Source organism: Alteromonas sp. D210916BOD_24 (assembly GCF_047159385.1).
In the GTDB taxonomy this organism is placed as follows: Bacteria; Pseudomonadota; Gammaproteobacteria; order Enterobacterales; family Alteromonadaceae; genus Alteromonas.
In genome coordinates this window covers 3,678,903-3,699,200 of the sequence record NZ_AP038333.1, presented here as the reverse complement: position 1 = coordinate 3,699,200, position 20,298 = coordinate 3,678,903, and the positions used below count along the sequence as shown (strand labels likewise).

Here is a 20,298-nt window from a genome sequence, read left to right as displayed (position 1 = left end):
TGATGATGTGGTCGTTTTATGATTCAGGTAAATCCAGGTATAGCGTAGTCAAACTGCCATCTCGAATAATGGTTAATTCTATCGTTTGCGCGTTGCGTAATTCTGATAAGGCTTCTTGCGATTGCTGCATGTCAGTGAGGTCAAGTCCGTTAATTTGGGTAATGACATCACCAGCTTGTAAACCTGCTGACTTAAATAATTCGGGCTTTTGCCCCGGACTGACTTGATATCCTATTAAGAGACCTTCTTCCGTTTTCGGAGAAATAGAAATAAAGTCAGTAAAATTGGCCGGGCGCTCGCGCAGGGCTGCGGTTGCTTCTAATGCTTCCTCACTCAGCGCTCGGTTATCACTATCATCTTGGTCAGTGGGCTGCGGGCGTTGACGGGCTTGTTGTTCACGTCTGCGATTCGCTTCTTCATAATCTATGCCATCGAGCATGAGCGTTTCGTCGCGCACGCCATTGCGTATAATGACGCGATCGGCATAGACTTTCTGTAGGGTAGCATTGGTCCCTTCAATTTTTTCACCCAACCCATAAACCGCTTGGCTGCCGCGGTGTTCAATAATAGCGGTGCCCGCATTTTGTTGTGAACTTGCTACAACGCCTGTAAGAGTGAGATTTAGGCTAGTTTCAGGGGCATCTGTAACGTCGCTAACAGGCGCGCCTTTAGGAATTGCGGCGGCGTCTCCGAACAAATTCAACTGTTGTATTTTGCGAATGTCGACCCCACTTTGGCTGGAAGGTGAAGAAACCATTGGCGCTCGCGTGGTCGCAGGTGTCGCAGATAACTCTGGTTCAGGTATAATTCGCCAAAACAGTTTGGCAGTAAAGGCAATTAAATACAGGCTAAGCAGAACCACCACAAAAGTGTGAAGCTGTTTTTGATGCTGGTTCACATAAACAACCAGAGAATGTGGATTGGTATTATTGAATGTCATGCTGCCACTGATGGTACTGCTTTTTATAATAAAGTAAATTTTTGGTAAACCGCGCTTTAGCGAACCCATAATAGCCTAGTAAAGGTGGGGGTCACAACACTAAAGCCTCACCATTACGAAATTATTACATGAGCCATACGGATAGTAACAATACAACACAAAATGTCAGGCTGGACAAGTGGCTGTGGGCTGCTAGGTTCTTTAAAACCCGTGCCATTGCCAGAGACATGGTGCAGTCGGGAAAAGTCCAATATAACGGTCAGCGAGCCAAGCCCGGTAAGCATGTAGAGCTGGGGGCTATGATAAAAGTTCCCTCTGGTTGGGATAATCGCGAAATTACAGTACTAGGTTTAAGTGAAAAGCGCTTAAGTGCGTCGCTGGCCCAAGCGCTGTATGAAGAAACAAAAGAAAGTGTAACAAAACGCGAACAGAATCAAATTGCGCGAAAAATGAACGCTTTTCACAGCCCTAAGCCTGAGCATAGACCGGATAAAAAGCAGCGAAGACAGATTATTAAATTTAAACAGCAGTAAAAAGCTAGCTGTACTACAGGAATATTTATGAGCGATTTCGATAAATTACACCGCTTTATATTTACTAAAGCTAACGTGCGAGGCGAACTGGTACGTTTAGATGAAAGCCTCAATCACATTGTGCACAGTTATGAATACCCAGTGCAAATCCAGACCTTGTTAGGTGAAATGGCAGCGGCTACTTCTTTACTTACCGCGACACTAAAATTTAAGGGTGAAATATCACTGCAAATTCAAAGTAAGGGGCCGGTGAGTTACGCAGTAATCAATGCCACTCACGAACAAACCCTTCGCGGTGTCGCTCGTTGGGATGAAACCCTTGATTCATTACCCGAAACATTTAGTGAACTACTTACTCAAGCTGTACTTGTGATCACCATTACGCCAGATGAAGGGGAAAGATATCAAGGCGTAGTTGCGCTTGATAAACCCAGTTTGGCGGAATGTATTGAAAGTTACTTCAGTCAGTCAGAACAACTGGCCACACGGGTTCACTTGATGACAGATATTACAGATGCACAACGCGCTAAAGGTGCAGGTATTTTGCTGCAGGTTTTACCTACCGATGCCAGTGCAACGGATTTGTCGCAGGCCAATGATTTTGAACACATTGCAGCATTAACAGAAACAATCAGCCGAGACGAAATGTTTTCACTCTCGGTAGATGCGATTTTATATCGCCTTTATCATCAAGAAGAGGTGGAAGTATTTCCAGCGAAAAACGTGACCTTTGCGTGTACATGCTCGAAATCACGCAGTGCAGAGGCACTTCGCCACGTAGATAAATCTGAACTTCTGAGTATCATTGAAGAAGAAGGGGCGATTGTCATGAACTGCCAGTACTGCCACGCAGAATATCGCTTCGACAGTATTGATGTAGAGGCTATTCACAACGGGAATGTGGACGTGCCGAATTCTAACCAGTAATTCCATTTTAGCGCTACTTTATTGCATCAACGGGCACTACTTCACGAGTGCCCTCACTTCCTCTCCACCACTGTTAACAGTTGGCTAAAAATTAAACGCATTGAAAACGCTTTGTCATTGGCAGAGTTGTCTGGATTTTATTTGTCGTCTGATTTTGAATTATTTCACAGTGACATTCATATTTTTAGTTAAGAAATCTATCGATCATTATTGGCATATTGCCTGACAATTTTGCATTTTTATGCATGGAAAACCCTTTCTTGTAATTAATTTACAATATTTATGAAAGTAAAGTGGGGTAAATAATGACTATGCGAATTAAAAATACGTTAAACCCCTTGTTTACTTTACACTCAGTGAGGTGATACTTTTTTGAAAGTGCTTTTGAAAAATTACATATAGGGTAACAGTCATGACAGCAGCAGCCTCACTTCAATCGGATCTGAAAGTCACTCCACTCACCGACTTATCGAATGCAGAACTTATCGAGCGCGCGGTAAAACGCGGCGAAGGTATATTGGATAAAAACGGCGCGCTGGTGGTAGAAACTGGCAAGCGCACAGGTCGTTCGCCGAATGATCGATTTATTGTGAAAGAGCCTAGCACTGAAAATGATATTGACTGGGGTAAGGTTAACAAACCCTTTGATGCAGACAAGTTCGACGCTTTGTGGGATCGCGTGGATGCTTTTCTCTCTTCTCAGGAGCATTTTCTTTCACACTTGCAAGTGGGTTCAGATAACGACCATGCACTGTTTCTTGAAGTGAGAACACAAACCGCGTGGCAGCACGTGTTTGCACGAAACTTATTTATTATTCCAGAAACGTGGAACGAAAAAGGCGAGCAGCCGTGGCAAATTCTGAATGTGTCAGGTTTTGTCTGCGACCCAGAGCGCGACGGTACCAGTAGTGATGGTACGGTTATCATTAACTTTGCTAAAAAGCGTGTGCTTATTGCCGGTATGCGTTATGCGGGTGAGATGAAAAAAGCCATGTTCTCGGTGCAGAACTTTTTGCTACCTGCAAAAGACGTATTGCCTATGCACTGCTCTGCAAATGTTGGCGAGGATGGAGATGTTACCCTTTTCTTCGGCCTTTCCGGTACTGGCAAAACTACCCTGTCGGCCGATCCGAAACGCTTTTTGATTGGTGATGATGAGCATGGTTGGGCGCCTGGAAGTGTGTTCAATATAGAAGGCGGCTGCTATGCCAAGTGTATCGATCTTTCACAAAAGAACGAGCCCGTTATTTGGGATGCCATTAAGTTTGGTACTATTTTAGAAAACGTCGTATTAGATGAAACCCGTACACCGGATTATACCAATACGTCGCTGACACAAAACTCTCGCGCGGCCTATCCTTTGGAGCATATCGAGAAGCGCGTGGTCGAAAATCGCGGCGGTGAGCCGCGTGCAGTAGTCTTTTTAACCTGTGATGTCAGTGGTGTATTACCTCCTGTGTCGGTACTTAGTGAAGAGGCCGCGGCTTATCACTTCCTAAGTGGTTACACTGCGAAAGTAGGCTCGACAGAAATAGGTTCTACCAGTGATATTGAATCGACGTTTTCAACGTGTTTTGGCGCGCCTTTCTTCCCGCGTCCTGCAGGGGTTTATGCCGAACTGCTAATCAAGCGAGTGAAAACCTTCGGGGCAAAAGTCTATTTGGTCAATACCGGTTGGACTGGGGGGCCTTATGGTACGGGCAATCGCTTCGATATTCCCACCACTCGGGCCATTATTGATGCTATCGTTTCAGGCGATCTCGCTGATGTAGAAACGCAACACATTGATTTACTGAATTTGGATGTTCCGGTTGCCGTACCAGGAGTAGATAGCCAATTATTGGTCCCTCAAAATACCTGGGCTGATAAAGCTAAATACGAAGAGTATGCGAAAAACTTAGTGAATGACTTTAACCAAAACTTTAAAAAATATGATGTCAGTGAAGCCATTGTTAAGGCCGGACCTGGACTTTAAAAACCATTAATAAGTAAAACCCTGCCCCTTCCCAACGTTCATCACACTCAACGTGATTGATGTTTTTGCCCGCACCGTGTTGCGGGCTTTTTTTATGTTCACCTTAGCTCAAACGCTGAAGAATGCGTTGTAAAAATGTATACCAATGCTCTAGTGTGGGTTAGGGAATGCCATTTCATCTAACTCGGTTGCCGTTTCCTTACACTCGCCAAGTAGGTGCAATCTGTCTTCTGTTTGGTGGGTATCTATTTCGATATACCCCGTTCGGCAATACGCTGTCTGTTCAAGCTTTTTATCAAGCGCAGCGTAAAAGTACTTATTCCTGTTGTGGGGGGGCGTTCCGGCGCCTCTTCCGGGCATAGCGCCTACATTGTTTTCTTTGCGTTCGCCTTGCCCAGGCATTCCCTCGCCTTTTCGAGTGTCATCTCTATTTCCTTCTCGGTGGCGTAATAATGGAAGACTAAATGCAAAGAGTTTGGTGCCGTCCTGATTTATCTTGGTTTCAAAAAAGACTTCTTCCATATCTAAAGGCGCAGGTTTGTGTGCGCAGGCACTGATAAATAATGAGGTTGTTACTACTAATATTGTTTTTTTCATGTCTACTATCGCTTAGAGCCCGTTGTATGCCAAAGATCAACAGGCGTTAGTTAAACCACGACAATTTGAGGAGTGTGATGAGCTTAAGTTTCAATGTGCTATGTAAGTTTTGAGTAAAGTGATTCTGATAGGGATAGCGCACGAACTGTTCTGAAAATTTAACATTATGAATACGTATGTTTATTTAAGTCGCGAAGTCCACTGGTTATCATTTATTAATCAAAAATTAGGTGTTCAGTGAGTGGCGTTAACGTTGCCTAATACTGAATCAGACAGGAAGGTATTGGCAAAAATGAAATGGCAAATTCGCACATTTGTAATGTCCATCGTATTAGTACTGGCGCCGAGTGTGGTGGCAGACGTTCAGCAGTTCAACTTAAAAGGCAATACGCTTACACTCGACACTGATACTATCGACTTCACCATTGCCGCACTGGGTAATAATAGTTTTCAGGTGACATTACTTAGCGATAAGTTGGGTAAACCCTATGCAAACCTTCCATCCATGGCCTTGCCAGAGACCGCTTTAGCGGTTGGCAATAATATTGCGCTTGTGGACAGTGATACCTCTGTCACGCTTAAACACGGTAATCTCGCAGCGCACGTACACAAACGTACCCACGCCATTACCTATTCAGTCAACGGCATTGTAGTTGCAAAAGAGCGTGGCGGGCTGATGGTGTCTGACAATGACGTGACCTTGTCCTTCGCTTTAGATGAAAACGAAAAGTTGTATGGTGGTGGTCAGCGGGTATTGGGTATGGATCGCCGTGGACACAAAATGCCGCTTTATAACAAAGCGCATTACGGCTATACCACATCATCTAATCAGATGTATTTTGGTTTATCTGCGGTGATGTCATCTAAGCATTACAGTGTGCTGTTTGATAATACCGCCTCGGGCGAACTGGATATAGGCAGCACCAAAAGCGATGAGCTGCTGTTCACTGCACAAGGCGGACGCGCGAGCTATATCATGGTATTGGGGCACGACTTAAAAAGTACGGTGCAATCGACCGTTGCCGTGACGGGGACACAACCTCTTCCTCCCCGTTGGTTATTGGGCAATTTTGCTTCGCGCTTTGGGTATAAATCGCAGCAGCAAGTGATGGAGGTGGTGTCGCTGTTTAACCAACAAGACATGCCACTTGATGCGGTTGTACTCGACCTTTACTGGTTTGGCAAAGATGTTAAAGGGCACATGGGGAATTTACGTTGGGATACCCAGGCCTTTCCTGAGCCAGAGAAAATGATTGCCCAACTTCGTGAACAAAACATTAACACTGTACTTATTACCGAACCATTTATTTTAACGACATCATCACAATGGGAAAGTGCCGTTGAGGCCGATGCGCTGGTCAGTAAGGAAGACGGAGCGCCATACACGTTTGATTTTTATTTTGGTAACACTGGATTAGTTGATGTCTTTAATCAAAAAGGGCAAGACTGGTTTTGGCAGTTCTACGAAAAACTCGCTGCGCAGGGTGTGGCAGGTTGGTGGGGTGATCTAGGGGAACCTGAAGTACATCCAGACGATGTTCAGCACCTATGGCACTCAACAAAAGTCAGTGGGGCTGAGGTACATAACGCCTATGGTCACCAATGGGCCAAAATGGTTTATAACAATCTGTCTGCGTTACAGCCAGACACACGGCCATTTGTGCTTATGCGCTCTGGATTTTTAGGCAGCCAGCGCTACGCAATGGTGCCGTGGACTGGCGACGTAAGCCGCAGTTGGGGTGGACTTAAACCTCAAGTTGAACTGGCATTACAAATGAGTGTATTCGGACTGGCGTACACGCACTCTGATATAGGTGGGTTTGCGGGGGGAGACGTCTTCGACCCCGAGTTATACACGCGATGGTTACAGTTCGGCGTCTTTTCACCCGTATTTCGACCTCATGCTCAAGATGCCATTGCCCCAGAGCCGGTGTTTCACGACGATCCTGTAAAATCTATTGCCCGCGACTTTATCAAGCTTCGCTATGCCATGCTGCCGTACAACTATTCATTGGCATTTGAAAATGCGCTAAATGGCACGCCACTTATGCGCCCGTTGGCGCTTGTGTATGACCAAAATAGGTGGTTTGAAGAAGCTAACACCTATCTGTGGGGCGATGCCTTTTTAGTGTCTCCTGTCACTGAGCCTGATCAATCTACGTGGAGTGTTGACCTACCTGAAGGGGTGTGGTTTGACTACTTCTCTGATAAAAAGTACCAAGGAGACAAGGTGGGTAAAACGGTGAGTTATCCGCTCACTGATGCGCGTTTCCCCGTATGGGTGAAAGCGGGTAGCTTTGTGCCCATGAGTGAGGCGCTTACCCGAACACAAGAGTATGACCCAAGTGCGCTTACCCTTCATTATTGGCATGACGCGTCAGTGTCCAGTGCGCAATTTAAAATGTACGAAGATGATGGTCAAAATCCGCATTCCATTGCTAAAGGTTTGTTCACCACAATGACGATGACTGCTTCGACCAAAGCAGATGCAACGCTTACGCTTAGCCTTACTAGCCAAGGTAGCTACATTGGCATGCCGCAGACACGCCATTTATCCTGGGTTGTGCACGGTGTAACTGAAAAGCCGAATAACGTGTTGCTTAACGGTAAAGCGATAGCCAGTGTATGGGATGAAAAAGAGAAAACCCTTTCACTTGCATTTTCGTACGACTACCAGCAATCTGTTGAGATTACACTCATGTAAACGATAAGCGCGTACAGGAATTTTTGTACAAATATCCATGTTCTCACGCGCCGACAAGCGTTGTACTTTCAAATAGGCAGAGCTTGTCTAAAAAAGAGTAAGTATTTTGACTAAGGGCGCGTAACCGCGCCCTTGTCCGTATTCCCGTATTTCTAATGATATTAACCTTATGGAGCGTAAATGAGCCGACTTCCCGCTACAATTGTGATTTTCGCAGGCTTCTTCCTTATCGGAAAATTATTCATCTTGTGGGGAATATTGCTGCCGGATATTGCCACCGATTTAGGCATGTCAGAAGTCATTAGCGGCGCATTGTTTTCATTGTTTTCTGTGGGCATGATGCTGGGCGCGGTAATTGGGGGCAAGTACGCCAGTCGGTTTGAGTATATGCCATTGCTGGCGAGTTTGTTTGGCATGAACACGGTGCTGTTGTTTCTGGTCACTATGCTCACGACATGGCAGTGGTTTTTGGTACTCGCTGTGCTTATCGGCGTCGTTAGCTCAACCATCTTCACTATTGGTCATACCCTTATTGCCAGAATGTATGCCGAAAAGCGATTTACTATGATGGGATTGATGGACTTTATGTTCAGTCTTGGCACCTTTGCGGCGTCTTTTTATGTCACACTGTTATACCGCGTTGAGGAAAGCTGGCGCATCCCGCTTCAGGTATTGGCGTGCGTGATGATTGTGTTGTCATGTTATGCATATATCGCCGCGCGCTCTCAAGCTAAGCTGCTTAAAGGTCAACCCACAACGCCTAAGAAAACCCTGGCGTTTAGCGCTATTGTCAAACAACCCGTATTTATCTTTTTAGCCTTTCTTACTTTTGGTTATGGCGCCGTGGAATTCGGCAATGCCAACTGGTTTGTAAGTTATGCCCAAAACGGCTTAGGCTTTAGCGGTGAACAGGCAAGAAATTTATTGGCGTGCTTTACCGCGGGCATGGTCATCAGTCGGCTTACTTTCCCCTTCCTGTTGCGTTTTTTGTCGGTGCACCGTCTTATTGTGTGTATGGCTACGGCTTCACTGCTAGGGGTATTTGCCCTTAAGCTTATGCCTACCTTGTATGGAATAGGCGCGGGAAATCTACTGTTGGGGTTGGGACTTGGCGGCCTATTTCCTTTGGCACTATCGGCAGCCATGAACATAGACAGTGACAATGGTCCGGTACTGTCGGGAATTTCAATTATCGGAAATTCAACAGGGGTTCAGGTAGCGTCATTTTCTACCGGCTTGTGGGCTAACTTCGCGCCTTTATCAACCGCATTTTGGGTGTTGCCATTATGTGGTTGCGTACTGTGGGTGGCCTCTTTCGGATACAGTCGAAAGATAAAACATCACAGATAACTAGACCTTCAAACATCTGCCTTGTTTAGATGGCGCATAGACAGCTGCAAAATTTACAGCAAAGAACAACTGGCTCTAGAGCCCACACTAAGAAAAAGGGAAACGCGTTAGCTAATAAGGCGAATAGGGCAGATAAAACTCAGCAACCAATCCCTTTTGGGGGTGATTGCGAAGCACAACCTCACCGTCATGCCCTTCAATAATGCGTCGGATAATGGCCAAGCCAAGACCAGAGCCTGAGGAGTTACGGGCTTTGTCTCCTTGTGCAAAAGGCATAAACACACTGTCCAATTCATTGGGAGGGATACCCGGTCCAAAATCTCTTACTTTGCAATACACCCGCTTTTCGTGGCGATTGTAAAACGTACTGATAGCAATATCGTCTGAGCCATATTTAAAGGCGTTCTCAATCAAATTATCGATGACCCGTTTCATCGCGATACGGCGCAGGGATAGGGGGGGAATGGCATTGAGCTTGAGCTCGATATGATGCTTTTCGTCGAGATGTCTGGCTTGCACTAATTCCGCAATAATGGTGTTGAGATCCGTCTCTTGCGTTACCTCTTCGGTATCGTAACGGGCGTAATCGATAAACTGGTCGATAATCGCGTTCATATCTTCTATGTCATTTATTATGCCGTCTTTTATCCAATCTTGATCCTCTCCCATCATCTCGCAGGCAAGGCGTATTCTTGTCAGCGGCGTACGCAGATCATGAGAGATACCTGCGGTCATCACATTGCGGTCCGTTTCAAGTTGTTTTATCCCTTGATTCATTCGATTAAATGCGCGGGTAACTTGGATCATTTCTGTACTGCCCTGTTCGCGAAGGGGAGCGGGGTGTTCTCCTTTACCCACAGCAATGGCGGCTTTTTGCAGAGCCTGTAACGGACGGGTCATGCGTCGCACGAATAGCCAGCCGCCTGCCACACTCAGTATGCCGATTACCATTAAATACATGGTTAACGGCGAGATATTGGCTTCATTGAGGCCGGATATGGGAATGGAAATCCACGTATCAGGGTAGCGATTTAGCGAAATCCAAACGATATACGGCGCACTTTCATCGCTAGCCTGAGTGGTCGTACTGATTCGTACATCTGCCAGTTGATTGAGCTGTTGGCTGACCTGTGACGACATAAAGCCATAATACACTGCGCTTTCAAGCCCTTTTTTACGCGCCACGCTTTCGTCTAAGACCAACACCTGAGTGTCTTTGAAATACGCTTCTCGGGTAGCCTGATTGGTGACCAGCAAATCATTGGCTAATACGGCCTTTACTTGTGTGGCCAACAAACTGTTAATTTGCTGGTAACTTGGCTGGATAAAATAATAGGTAACGGATATGTATGACACAATTTGGTTGATAAGCAGCAGTACACCTATCAACATCACAGTTTGCCCGAAAGCACTTTTGGGTATGAAGCGCATAACCTGCCTTAATGATGGCCTTTGCTATAGGTAAAAGCACTTAATCGGCAAAAAGTAACGAAGTCGCACATTGGGTTATACATGTTCACCGTCGGGGACAAACACATAGCCCAATCCCCAGACCGTTTGAATATATCGCGGGTTGGCCGGATCGGCTTCGAGCATTCTGCGCAGGCGAGAGACTTGTACGTCAATGCTTCGTTCAAGCGCACTGTAGTCACGACCCCGCGCCAGATTCATTAATTTGTCTCGTGATAATGGCTCTCGGGGGTGGGTCACTAGCGATTTCAATACGGCAAATTCACCACTTGTCAGGGTCAAGGGTTTGTCAGAAGCGGTCATTTCGCGGGTGGCCAGATTGAGTTTGTAGTCGCCAAATTCCACTATTTGTACGTCTTTGGACGGTGCGCCTGGGGCTTCGCTACTGCGACGACGCAATACTGCTTTAGCGCGGGCAAGTAGCTCTCTGGGGTTGAACGGTTTAGGTAGGTAGTCGTCAGCACCCATTTCAAGCCCAATAATGCGGTCGACTTCGTCACCTTTGGCGGTCAGCATTATAATGGGCATGTCATTGTCTGATTGACGTAAACGGCGACAAATAGATAAGCCGTCTTCGCCGGGTAACATCAGGTCAAGTACCATTAAGTGAAAATTTTCTCGCTCAAGCAGCCTGTCCATTTGCTCTGCGTTGGCGGCACTGCGCACCTGGTAACCCTGCTCAATCAAATAGCGTTCGAGCAAGCTGCGTAAACGCATATCATCGTCTACTACGAGAATTTTAGAGGTTTCCTGACCCATACCCATACCTTTAGGATTATTTTCTTTCACTATAACCACAAGGCGCGAAATACAAAAGCGACAAAATGCAAAAGCGGCGCCGTGATTGTTACAAATAGTGTCAACACGCCCTAATCATTATCTGAAAATTATCAAGAGATAACGCCAATCGCATACGCAGTGAGTGTTAACGACATTACGCCGCAGTAAATTTCATTACGTTTAGGGCATTGGTATCTGCCTTTCCGTGCAGGGTATCAAGGTATAACTGTGTTATTGCTTCGCTGCCAGTGTAATGTTGCTCGTAAAACGTATTGTTGACCTTACTCGCAAACCCCTGCCACGCTTTAGCATAGTTATCTAAAAATACACCATGCCCCCATTCGCTTTGACGCAGCTTGACCCGCGCAGGCGCAAAGAAGATTTCTGCACCAAGGGCCTTGGGATTGGGTTTTTCCTCCGCGCGCCAATCTGTGGCACCAATCAGCGTGACCTTACTGAGTTTGTCACCCAGTACGGTAGTCAGATCGGTGATGAGCTTGCCATTTGCGGCAAAGTCTAACAGCCAATAATTGCGTTTGATGTCTAATTCAGACAGTGATTCGTAACTGAGTACCTGGTCGTAGCATTCGGTGGCGAGTACTTTTGCCACCTTGTTGGCAGATGTTAAGCCTATTACCTTATAGCTGGCATTGCGCGTTTGCCTCTGATCTTTGAGCAGTTGCGCAGTCCCCAGCGCGGTTTTACTCGAAGCGCTTGATACTAATAAAGACTCGCCTTGAGACAATTCAGCAACAAAATCGTCAAGTACAAAAGAGGTCATAAAGAGCGGCCGAAAATTTAATTGCCATGCTTCTCGTGCTGCATTGTAGCCAGGGTCGCTGGCACAGCGCAGGTATTGGTCGTAAACTGGGCTAATACTTTTGCGTTTCTCATGAATATCTGAAAATCCATGCGGGGCGACTTTTCCCGCTTTTATAACCCAATGACTGGCCATAGGAAGGTACCCGAATACCTTCTCCCCTATTTTTACCTCAGGGTGACGCGAGGCTGTTACCCGAGCAAACCCCCACACAGGGACAATACCATAGCCATTTTCAGGCGAGCCTGTGGTAGGAAAAAAGCCCCAATAGCCCATTTTAAAGCCCAACGCTGCATAAGTGATGTTGTTGGCCGAAAAGCCAAAACTCTCGATTTCGAGTAAAACTTCACCGTCGTTAAGCTCGTCCGTATTGATCATAACGTGCTGGGTTATGGTTTCACTTAAGTCCTGTTGATTAACCCATATTTGTTGGCTGTTTATTGTAGTCATCATTTGTTCCATTCTGGTTTGTCTTTTTCAGGGTGAACCAGCAACACAAAAATCGCGACTTATATTTGTCAATGTTTTTACATGCAATATATCTATAGATTAGCAAGGGTGAGTTTTTTACATGCCGTATATTCCAAAGATTAATAGGGGCTAGTTGCCAATCTATGGAAGTTGAATCTTGCATAAGTGTGATTTATGTGTATGATTTTGCGGTTTTTTTCATACATATACGCTGTGTTTTCTATAGCGTTGATGTGTCCATAACTCGTAATATGAAAGATAAGGGACTTGTAATGCGTTCTTCGTTATTAATTCTACTGCTATCAATAACCACGGTAGCCATGGCAGACGTCAGACTTTGGGTGGCTGCCTCGTCGGCCCCTAATGGGAATCTTGGTGGTCGAACGGGTGCAGATAACTTCTGTAATACAGATGCTAATAAACCTGTAGTGGCGGGAAGTACCACTCGGGCGTTTATATCGGTTAGTGCCGCTGATGAAATTCAAGATATGCCGACGTTGTATAGTATTCCAACCAATGAAGCGATTTATCGTGCTGATGGTACGACGGTTATGGCGTCAAATTTTGCCGCCCTGCTGAACACAGGGACTACACCTTTGACGAACAATGTGGGTTTTGCGACCTTCGTTACTACCGGCTCTACAGACCTAGGGGTGTTGGATTACACTTGCAATGGTTGGACTGATGGCAGCGGGGCCGGCACCGCAACTGTTGGTCAAAGTAACAGTACCGATAATTTATATTTATCCTTCGCTACTTCAACGTGCAATTTGACTGTTAAGCTATATTGCATGACTTACACTCCTCTCGCGGCTTCTTCCGCTGGCACTGACATTACCGACTGGTAACTGGATAGTTGAATAAAAGGGTAGCAAGCTCAGTATCCTTAACCCTTTTCCTGCTTAAAATCGCCTGATTAGTCAGGCGATTTTTTTACATGCCGTATAATCCATAGATTAATAAAGGCGAGTTGTTATAAATGGAAGTTGAATCTTGCATAAGTGTGATTTATGTGTATGATTTTGAGCTTTTTCATGCATAGACGCTGTATTTTCTATAGCGTTGGTATGTCCATAACTCGTAATATGAAAGGTAAGAGGCTTATAATGCGTTCTTCGTTGTTAATACTACTATCAATAACCACGGTAGCCATTGCTGACGTCAGGCTTTGGATACCCGATGCAGGAACTGATGGGAATCTTGGCGGTCGAACTGGTGCAGATAACTTTTGTAATACAGATGCTAATAAACCTGTGGTAGCGGGAAGTACTACTCGGGCGTTTATATCGGTTAGTGCCGCTGATGAAATTCAAGATATGCCGACGTTGTATAACATTCCAACCAATGAAACGATTTATCGCGTTGATGGCACAACGGTTGTGGCGTCAAATTTTGCAGCACTGCTGAATACAGGGACTACACTTTTAACGAACAATGTAGGTACAGACCTTGCTTATACTGGTTCTACAGGTACAGGTGCGGTGAATAACACTTGCAATGGTTGGACTGATAACAACGCAGCTGTCTTTGGAACCAATGGCGCAAGTTTTAGTAAAGATAATACATATTTAACTAACGGTCCAAATTATCCGTGCGATAATGTGATTTACCTATATTGCATGACTTACACTCCTCTCGCGGCTTCTTCCGCTGGCACTGACATTACCGCTTGGTAGTCTAGTAAGAATTCAGATTCGCTAACCTAATTTCTTTTTTAAAATCGCCTGATTAGTCAGGCGATTTTGTATTATTGGAGTGTTGTTTTGGGTTTGTCTTCGCTGCGTTTGATATCGAGTTTTGCTTTACTGTTAGCTTTTATTTACCTGCTAAAAAGCCCGCTTGCACAACCCTTTGTTGAGGCATTGTGTTTACTCTTGGCTAAACTGGCAGCGTCACTAATTCACCTTTTTATCAGTGACTTGGTATTGGACAAAGACACGTTTTACGTGGGTACTGTCGAGTATGGTATTAAAGTTGCCCCTGAGTGCGCTGCCCTCCTTGGTTGTACCGCCATTGCATCGCTTATCGCGGTAGAAAAGGTTTCGGTGGTAGAAAAAATGAAAGCGCTTATTGTGGGGTTTGCCATTATTCAGCTAATGAATGTTGTACGTCTTTGCCTGTTATTTTTTGCAAGAATATGGTTGTTGCCCCCCACGTACGACGCAATACACGAACTCTACTTTCAAATAGCAATGATTGTACTGACGCTGTGTTTTTATATGGCGTGGCGGATAAAACGGGTTCCTCCTAATACACAGAACAATGCCATTTCAAATGATAAAAACGAAGTGGTTAAGTTTGGTATTGTATCGGCAACATTGATCTTTGTTTACACTTTTACGCTTCAATCTCAGTTTAAATATTTTGTCTATTTGCCTACAGCAACCTTTGTCACAGTGAGTGATGGGAATTGGGGCAGTGATGTGAGTATTAGTGAAAACCAAAACAGGTTGGAGGTATCGAATCATTTATTTGCGGCGCGCCAGCCCGTTGCTGAGCAAGGGGAAAAAAGATCCGTTGCATTAAATCAAACGACATCGATGGATTTGGTGCTAAATAAAAATAATTTTGTGCTACCTCTTTTATTAGCGCTAGTGGTTATGTATCGACGTTATAGTAGCAAAATGCTAGTGTGCATTGTTGCAATAGCCATTATTTTACAATCTGCCAACTTAACACTTTTATACCATCATCAAATAGCCAGTGCGATGCAAGGCATATCGTTTCCAGCAGCGGTCACCAATGACAATTGGATAGAGCCAGTAGAAAAATACTCTGTCGAATTTACATTGTTTTTGAAGCATCTAAACGCTGCACTAATACTGTTTTTCAGCTACACGTTTTGTGCATACTGCTGGCAAAATTTTAGAACAGTCGAAGGCCTGAAAACGGAAATCAATAATATGAAGGTGGTTTAAAATAAGGGGTTATTGGTTGAGCTACTCTTCTGTGTTTAGCCAGTCCATTTGATGCCCGGCACGACGCTTTTTATTTAAGATGTCTTCAAGCAATGGTGTGAGAATAAGCTCCATTGCCAGCCCCATTTTACCACCGGGTACCACTAAGGTATTGATGCGAGACATAAATGCGCCATCAATCATTTTCAGTAAATACGGGTAATCTACGTTTTTCATTTCCCGTCTAAATCGCACCACGACAAAACTTTCATCCTGGGTAGGGATCTCACGGGCACTAAAAGGGTTAGAAGTATCGACGGTGGGTACGCGCTGGAAATTAACATGGGTGCGAGAAAACTGGGGCGTAATATAATGAAAATAATCATCCAGTCCGCGCACAATACTACTCATTACCGCTTCTCGTGAATGCCCGCGGTCGGTGGTGTCACGCACAATTTTCTGGATCCATTCCAAGTTTACAATAGGCACCATGCCGACCAGTAAATCAACGTGCTTGGCCACGTCATTTTCTTCTGTTTTAACACCGCCGTGAAGACCCTCATAAAACAACAAGTCAGTATTTTGCGGGAGGTCCTGCCAAGGGGTAAACGTACCGGGCATTTGATTAAAAGGTACGGCTTCATCAAAGGTGTGTAGGTATTGTCTGAATTGCCCCGAACCAGAACTACCGTATTCGGTGAAGAGCGACTCCAACAGCTCAAAATCATTGGCTTTAGGGCCAAAGTAACTGATGTGGCGGCCTTGTTCCTGTGCTTTACGGATTTCAACTTCCATTTCTGGACGGGTGAAACGGTGGAAGCTATCGCCCCCTACTACTGCAGCATTCACATTTAAGTTTCTAAAAATATGACGTATGGCGTTCGTGGTGGTAGTGGTACCCGCACCAGAAGAGCCCGTTATAGCAATAATAGGGTGTTTAACAGACATAGAGATTCTTTTTAGAAATGACGGGTACTAGTTATAAGCTGATGTGCGCAAAGAATCAAGAGGGGGTGTTTTTAATTGTTGCATTGGCGTTGTGTAAATTGCTTTTAAATCAAATTGTTACTTATTGTTTGGGGGCGGTGTTAACTGTCTGAGAAATGTCTGCCCACTTAGCCTTTATGTCTTATCCGATGCGCTGTGATGGTGTTGAAGTAACCTTATTATCAAGTGAGCTTCTTCTTCATCTAAGTCTAATAGCGCGCGTACCCGTTCAATATGGCTAATGTCGTGTTCACTCAGCTTGCCGTCATCCAGTGCGGTTCGGACAGTGTCTCTAAACCTATCGCGCTTAAGCTGCATTTGTGAAGTGTAGCTGGAAGATAAAATACCCGCAGGTAAGGCATAAAAGCATATACCCATCACGGTGATAAGCCCACCAAACACTTTGCCTAACGCGGTAATGGGAACAACATCACCGTATCCCACCGTCGTCAACGTGACTAATGCCCACCATAGTGATGCTGGTATGCTGCTAAACACGTCAGGTTGCGCATTATGCTCGATATAGTAGATGCAGGTGGCGGCGATAATGGTAAAGAGCAAAAGCACACTTAATGCGGCTAACAAGCTATGCGCTTCATTTTTTATTACCGTTACCAGTGTTTGCATAGAGCGAGAATAGCGACCTAATTTGAAAATTCTCAATACTCTGAAAATGCGCAAAATGCGCAAGTCAAACGCCACAAAAACACTGAGGTAAAAAGGTAATATGGCCATAAGGTCAATAATGGCCATGGGGCTTTTGATGTAACCCCAGCGCTTTTGTATGGCGGTTTTCTTTTCTGAATGGGCATGTAAAGGTGCTGCAGCACTACTGTACACACGAAGTATATATTCAACAGTAAATAGGCCGATGGATATATATTCAATGGTACGCAGTGTTTGCTTCCAATCATGGGGTAATGCGGGAAGCGTACTCACCATTAATGCACTAATGTTGATTAGGATCACGGTAATAAGCACAATATCAAAGGCTTTGCTCAGACGCTTGTGTGATTTTGCTTCTTGGTAGGGAGTGAGAATATTAAAGCAAGTGTTCTGAAAAGACATAGCGACAACGTTATCGTGATTTTTCACTACCTTATCAAGAAAAGCGTTTTTCACAAAAAATAACGCGATCTTCCCTGTTGGTTTACTAGACCTTGAAATATCCGCCTACTCTAGACCGCTGCAAAAATGCACAGCAAAGGTCAACAGGCTCAAGTAGAGCATATGTTGTGATTACTTTTATTTCATTGCGACGCGTTTAATCAATGAAGCCCTTTCGACAAGTTGAGGCTTAAACTGTCCTGAGTCACAGTCAATGTGTTCACCATAAACAGTTTGTAAAATGTGGTTAGCGGCGTATTGGCCCATTTGTGCGATGGGGTAATCAATACTGGTTAATGTGGGATAGGTGCACAATGTGATGGGTGAATTATCAAATCCAACAATGGAGAGCTCACTAGGCAAAGCCAATCCATGTTGGCGTGCTGCGGTCATCACCCCGCAGGCTATTTCATCGTTGCCGCACACTATGGCACTAAATACCGCTTTGCGTTTAAGTAAACGGTAAAAGGCCGCTTCTCCCCCTGACTTGGTGAATTCAGCCTCAATAAAATTTAGTGGGTTATAGTCAATATTGGCGTGCTCAAGTGCGCGTCGATGACCTTCCCAACGTTGGTGAGCATCGTGCTTTTTCATCGGACCACTAATATAGGCAATATCGTTGTGGCCGTGGGCAATGACGGCTTGTGTGGCCAGAAATCCGCCCAGTTCATTGTTTAAGCTAATGCAATACGACTCGTACCCTTTAATTTCACGATTCATGACTAACATAGCGACCCCACGCTCAATCAGCTCGATGAGGTACGCATCGCTGACCGCTTCAGCATGAACCACAATGGCGTCGCACTTTCGGTCTATAAGAAACTCTATTCCTTTTTTCTCGGTGGCCGCGTCGCTGTGTCCAGCGGTGACAATAGTGTGTTTATTGTGCGCCCGCATGGTTGACTCGATGGCACCTGTCAGCGTGCCAAAAAAGCTACTTGCTAACTCGTTGACCATTATGCCTACACAGTGAGTACGTTGAGAAGCTAATGATTTTGCCACGGTATTGGGACGGTATTGCAGCTTATCCATGGCTGTTTGTACTTTTGCTTTAGTTTTGGCCGACACATTGGGATGGTGGTTTAACACTCGCGAAACGGTGGATACAGCACAACCGGCCAATTTAGCTACTTCGTAAATGGTACTCATTTATGGAATCGGTTCCAATATTGTTGGGTGTAAGTCATGGATTAGAGAGATTGTCGCCCAATGTATTGCATATTTAATAAAAAGTAAAATCCATCTTAAATTGCGTAATAGCTAACAGGCTCTACCTTTGTTAACAAATTGTTTGATCCAAAAAAAGGATCTGTGTAATATTTTGGAACCGCTTCCAATTTATAGCAAGGTGCTAGAGATGAACGCAACAAATGCGCTGACGATAAAAGAAAAAATAGCCTATGCGCTTGGTGATACCGCGAGTAACTTGTACTGGCGCTTGTTTGACGTATTTCTTTTTTATTTTTACACCGATGTGTTTGGGATACCCGCCGCGACAGTCGGCACCATGATGCTGGCAGCGCGATTGATTGATGCCTTATCTGACCCAGCGATGGGCGCGTTGGCCGATCGCACCAAAACACGCTGGGGGAAATTTCGTCCTTATCTCATTTGGGGCGCGTTTCCACTCTTTTTTGCTGGCGTATTGACCTTTACCGTGCCTGATCTCAGTGAGCCGGGAAAAGTGATCTGGGCTTACGTTACCTATATAGCGCTTATGCTTGCCTACACCTTTATCAACGTGCCCTATGGCGCACTGTTAGGGGTAATGACGTCAGACAGTCAACAGCGTACTTCACTAAGTAGTTTTCGTTTCATCGGGGCTTTTTCAGGAGGCACGGTAGTGGCGTATTTTACGCCGTCATTGGTCAATGCTTTGGGCGGGGGGGACGATGCACTGGGGTGGCAGCTGACATTGGGTGTGTATGGCGCGATTGCCTTTGCGATGTACATGGTGTGCTTTGCGTTGTGTAAAGAGCGTGTGCACCCGATTGCCAAAAACAACCATTCGCCCCTTGCCGATATTAAGGATTTGACCTCAAATAAACCTTGGTTAGTGCTGTTCTCTCTTGCGCTGATTATCATGCTGACGATTTCAATTCGCGCGAGTTCAGGCGTGTTCTTTTTAAAGTACTTTATTCAGCGAGAAGATTTGATCAGCAGCTATATGACGCTCTACATGATCTCGTTGGCCGTAGGTGCCGCGATAGCCCCTGTGCTCACGCGATTTGTCGACAAGCGAAACTTGCTGATTATTCTTATGTCGCTAGTGGCGTTCTTGTCATTCGCTCAATACTTTGTTGGTAGCGATGACATAGTACTTCACTTTGTAATACAAGGGCTGATTGGACTGTGTTTAGGGCCTAAATCACCACTTGTATTCTCAATGTATGCCGATACCGCAGACTATTCTGAATGGAAAAACCATCGACGTTCAACTGCCATGATTTTTTCAGCAGCATCGTTTTCTCAAAAGCTCGGCGGAGCGCTTGCCGGTGCCATTATTGGCAATATTCTCTCGAGCATGGGTTACGTCCCCAACATGACGCAAAGCCCTGAATCTCAGGCTGGCATTGTCATGTTAATGACACTGATCCCCGGTGCGTTTGCGTTGCTGTCAGCCCTATGCATTCGCTTTTATTCACTCAATGAAGCGCAGCTCCACATTATACAGGCCGACCTTGAACGGCAAAAATCGGATACACAATATGAAGGCTAATACATCTTGTATTGAAATTTG

Annotated in this window: 17 protein-coding genes; 9 read left to right on the top strand and 8 right to left on the bottom strand. The window is 45.2% G+C overall.

Features of this window, described 5'->3' with window-relative positions; all coding sequences use genetic code 11:
- Positions 1 to 16: 16 nt before the first annotated feature.
- Positions 17 to 940 carry a type II secretion system protein GspC gene (gene gspC, locus ACMCM8_RS16030; protein ID WP_412723586.1) on the bottom strand — a complete coding sequence of 308 codons (924 nt, stop codon included), beginning with the start codon at positions 938 to 940 and terminating at the stop codon, positions 17 to 19.
- A gap of 128 nt (positions 941 to 1,068) precedes the next feature.
- Between gspC and hslR the strand changes: the two genes are divergently transcribed.
- The 3 genes from hslR to ACMCM8_RS16015 all read left to right on the top strand — a co-directional run bounded on the left by hslR (position 1,069) and on the right by ACMCM8_RS16015 (position 4,375).
- The gene (gene hslR, locus ACMCM8_RS16025; protein WP_412723585.1) at positions 1,069 to 1,473 is read left to right on the top strand and encodes a ribosome-associated heat shock protein Hsp15; all 405 of its coding nucleotides are present in this window, start codon (positions 1,069 to 1,071) and stop codon (positions 1,471 to 1,473) included.
- Positions 1,474 to 1,500: 27 nt separating this feature from the next.
- On the top strand, positions 1,501 to 2,400 hold the full coding sequence (gene hslO / locus ACMCM8_RS16020; protein WP_412723584.1) for an Hsp33 family molecular chaperone HslO: 900 nt from the start codon (positions 1,501 to 1,503) through the stop codon (positions 2,398 to 2,400).
- Between the two features lie 412 nt (positions 2,401 to 2,812).
- Positions 2,813 to 4,375, top strand: coding sequence for a phosphoenolpyruvate carboxykinase (locus ACMCM8_RS16015; RefSeq protein WP_412723583.1), 1,563 nt, complete (start codon positions 2,813 to 2,815; stop codon positions 4,373 to 4,375).
- 150 nt (positions 4,376 to 4,525) lie between these two features.
- On the opposite strand, the gene ACMCM8_RS16010 is transcribed toward ACMCM8_RS16015, so the two are convergent.
- Positions 4,526 to 4,972 carry a hypothetical protein gene (locus tag ACMCM8_RS16010; protein ID WP_412723582.1) on the bottom strand — a complete coding sequence of 149 codons (447 nt, stop codon included), beginning with the start codon at positions 4,970 to 4,972 and terminating at the stop codon, positions 4,526 to 4,528.
- A 319-nt stretch (positions 4,973 to 5,291) separates the two neighbouring features.
- Here ACMCM8_RS16010 and ACMCM8_RS16005 point away from each other — a divergent pair, with 319 nt between their 5' ends.
- Positions 5,292 to 7,676, top strand: a complete 2,385-nt coding sequence (locus ACMCM8_RS16005; RefSeq protein WP_412727758.1) for a TIM-barrel domain-containing protein — start codon at positions 5,292 to 5,294, stop codon at positions 7,674 to 7,676.
- Between the two features lie 180 nt (positions 7,677 to 7,856).
- Positions 7,857 to 9,026 carry an MFS transporter gene (locus ACMCM8_RS16000; protein ID WP_412723581.1) on the top strand — a complete coding sequence of 390 codons (1,170 nt, stop codon included), beginning with the start codon at positions 7,857 to 7,859 and terminating at the stop codon, positions 9,024 to 9,026.
- 111 nt (positions 9,027 to 9,137) lie between these two features.
- On the opposite strand, the gene envZ is transcribed toward ACMCM8_RS16000, so the two are convergent.
- The 3 genes from envZ to ACMCM8_RS15985 all read right to left on the bottom strand — a co-directional run bounded on the left by envZ (position 9,138) and on the right by ACMCM8_RS15985 (position 12,546).
- Positions 9,138 to 10,457, bottom strand: coding sequence for a two-component system sensor histidine kinase EnvZ (envZ, locus tag ACMCM8_RS15995; protein ID WP_412723580.1), 1,320 nt, complete (start codon positions 10,455 to 10,457; stop codon positions 9,138 to 9,140).
- Between the two features lie 75 nt (positions 10,458 to 10,532).
- Positions 10,533 to 11,285 carry an osmolarity response regulator transcription factor OmpR gene (ompR, locus tag ACMCM8_RS15990; protein ID WP_412723579.1) on the bottom strand — a complete coding sequence of 251 codons (753 nt, stop codon included), beginning with the start codon at positions 11,283 to 11,285 and terminating at the stop codon, positions 10,533 to 10,535.
- A gap of 145 nt (positions 11,286 to 11,430) precedes the next feature.
- On the bottom strand, positions 11,431 to 12,546 hold the full coding sequence (locus ACMCM8_RS15985; RefSeq protein ID WP_412727756.1) for a DUF2855 family protein: 1,116 nt from the start codon (positions 12,544 to 12,546) through the stop codon (positions 11,431 to 11,433).
- Positions 12,547 to 12,839: 293 nt separating this feature from the next.
- On the opposite strand from ACMCM8_RS15985, the gene ACMCM8_RS15980 reads away from it, so the two are divergent.
- The 3 genes from ACMCM8_RS15980 to ACMCM8_RS15970 all read left to right on the top strand — a co-directional run bounded on the left by ACMCM8_RS15980 (position 12,840) and on the right by ACMCM8_RS15970 (position 15,485).
- Complete coding sequence (locus ACMCM8_RS15980; RefSeq protein ID WP_412723578.1) at positions 12,840 to 13,415, top strand: DUF1554 domain-containing protein; 576 nt, start codon at positions 12,840 to 12,842, stop codon at positions 13,413 to 13,415.
- A gap of 258 nt (positions 13,416 to 13,673) precedes the next feature.
- The gene (locus tag ACMCM8_RS15975) at positions 13,674 to 14,243 is read left to right on the top strand and encodes a DUF1554 domain-containing protein (RefSeq protein WP_412723577.1); all 570 of its coding nucleotides are present in this window, start codon (positions 13,674 to 13,676) and stop codon (positions 14,241 to 14,243) included.
- A gap of 87 nt (positions 14,244 to 14,330) precedes the next feature.
- Entirely contained in the window at positions 14,331 to 15,485 is a 1,155-nt protein-coding gene (locus ACMCM8_RS15970) for an exosortase/archaeosortase family protein (RefSeq protein WP_412723576.1), read from the top strand.
- A gap of 21 nt (positions 15,486 to 15,506) precedes the next feature.
- Here the strand turns inward: ACMCM8_RS15970 and ACMCM8_RS15965 are convergent, their stop codons facing one another.
- The 3 genes from ACMCM8_RS15965 to ACMCM8_RS15955 all read right to left on the bottom strand — a co-directional run bounded on the left by ACMCM8_RS15965 (position 15,507) and on the right by ACMCM8_RS15955 (position 18,707).
- Positions 15,507 to 16,412: a phosphoribulokinase gene (locus ACMCM8_RS15965; protein ID WP_412723575.1), complete on the bottom strand. Its 906-nt coding sequence runs from the start codon at positions 16,410 to 16,412 to the stop codon at positions 15,507 to 15,509.
- Between the two features lie 174 nt (positions 16,413 to 16,586).
- A complete protein-coding gene (locus ACMCM8_RS15960; protein ID WP_412723574.1) occupies positions 16,587 to 17,519 on the bottom strand; it encodes an ion transporter in 933 nt (310 codons plus the stop codon).
- Between the two features lie 177 nt (positions 17,520 to 17,696).
- The gene (locus ACMCM8_RS15955) at positions 17,697 to 18,707 is read right to left on the bottom strand and encodes a LacI family DNA-binding transcriptional regulator (protein ID WP_412723573.1); all 1,011 of its coding nucleotides are present in this window, start codon (positions 18,705 to 18,707) and stop codon (positions 17,697 to 17,699) included.
- Between the two features lie 208 nt (positions 18,708 to 18,915).
- Here ACMCM8_RS15955 and ACMCM8_RS15950 point away from each other — a divergent pair, with 208 nt between their 5' ends.
- Positions 18,916 to 20,277, top strand: coding sequence for an MFS transporter (locus ACMCM8_RS15950; protein ID WP_412723572.1), 1,362 nt, complete (start codon positions 18,916 to 18,918; stop codon positions 20,275 to 20,277).
- Positions 20,278 to 20,298 lie beyond the last annotated feature (21 nt).

Coding starts and splice junctions, on each gene's coding strand:
- hslO (WP_412723584.1), top strand. CDS start 1,501: ATGAGCGATTTCGATAAATTACACCGCTTTATATTTACTAAAGCTAAC.
- ACMCM8_RS15960 (WP_412723574.1), bottom strand. CDS start 17,519: ATGTCTTTTCAGAACACTTGCTTTAATATTCTCACTCCCTACCAAGAA.
- ACMCM8_RS16015 (WP_412723583.1), top strand. CDS start 2,813: ATGACAGCAGCAGCCTCACTTCAATCGGATCTGAAAGTCACTCCACTC.
- ACMCM8_RS15985 (WP_412727756.1), bottom strand. CDS start 12,546: ATGACTACAATAAACAGCCAACAAATATGGGTTAATCAACAGGACTTA.
- ACMCM8_RS15950 (WP_412723572.1), top strand. CDS start 18,916: ATGAACGCAACAAATGCGCTGACGATAAAAGAAAAAATAGCCTATGCG.
- ACMCM8_RS16000 (WP_412723581.1), top strand. CDS start 7,857: ATGAGCCGACTTCCCGCTACAATTGTGATTTTCGCAGGCTTCTTCCTT.
- gspC (WP_412723586.1), bottom strand. CDS start 940: ATGACATTCAATAATACCAATCCACATTCTCTGGTTGTTTATGTGAAC.
- ACMCM8_RS15955 (WP_412723573.1), bottom strand. CDS start 18,707: ATGAGTACCATTTACGAAGTAGCTAAATTGGCCGGTTGTGCTGTATCC.
- envZ (WP_412723580.1), bottom strand. CDS start 10,457: ATGCGCTTCATACCCAAAAGTGCTTTCGGGCAAACTGTGATGTTGATA.
- ACMCM8_RS15980 (WP_412723578.1), top strand. CDS start 12,840: ATGCGTTCTTCGTTATTAATTCTACTGCTATCAATAACCACGGTAGCC.
- hslR (WP_412723585.1), top strand. CDS start 1,069: ATGAGCCATACGGATAGTAACAATACAACACAAAATGTCAGGCTGGAC.
- ACMCM8_RS16010 (WP_412723582.1), bottom strand. CDS start 4,972: ATGAAAAAAACAATATTAGTAGTAACAACCTCATTATTTATCAGTGCC.
- ACMCM8_RS15975 (WP_412723577.1), top strand. CDS start 13,674: ATGCGTTCTTCGTTGTTAATACTACTATCAATAACCACGGTAGCCATT.
- ACMCM8_RS16005 (WP_412727758.1), top strand. CDS start 5,292: ATGTCCATCGTATTAGTACTGGCGCCGAGTGTGGTGGCAGACGTTCAG.
- ACMCM8_RS15965 (WP_412723575.1), bottom strand. CDS start 16,412: ATGTCTGTTAAACACCCTATTATTGCTATAACGGGCTCTTCTGGTGCG.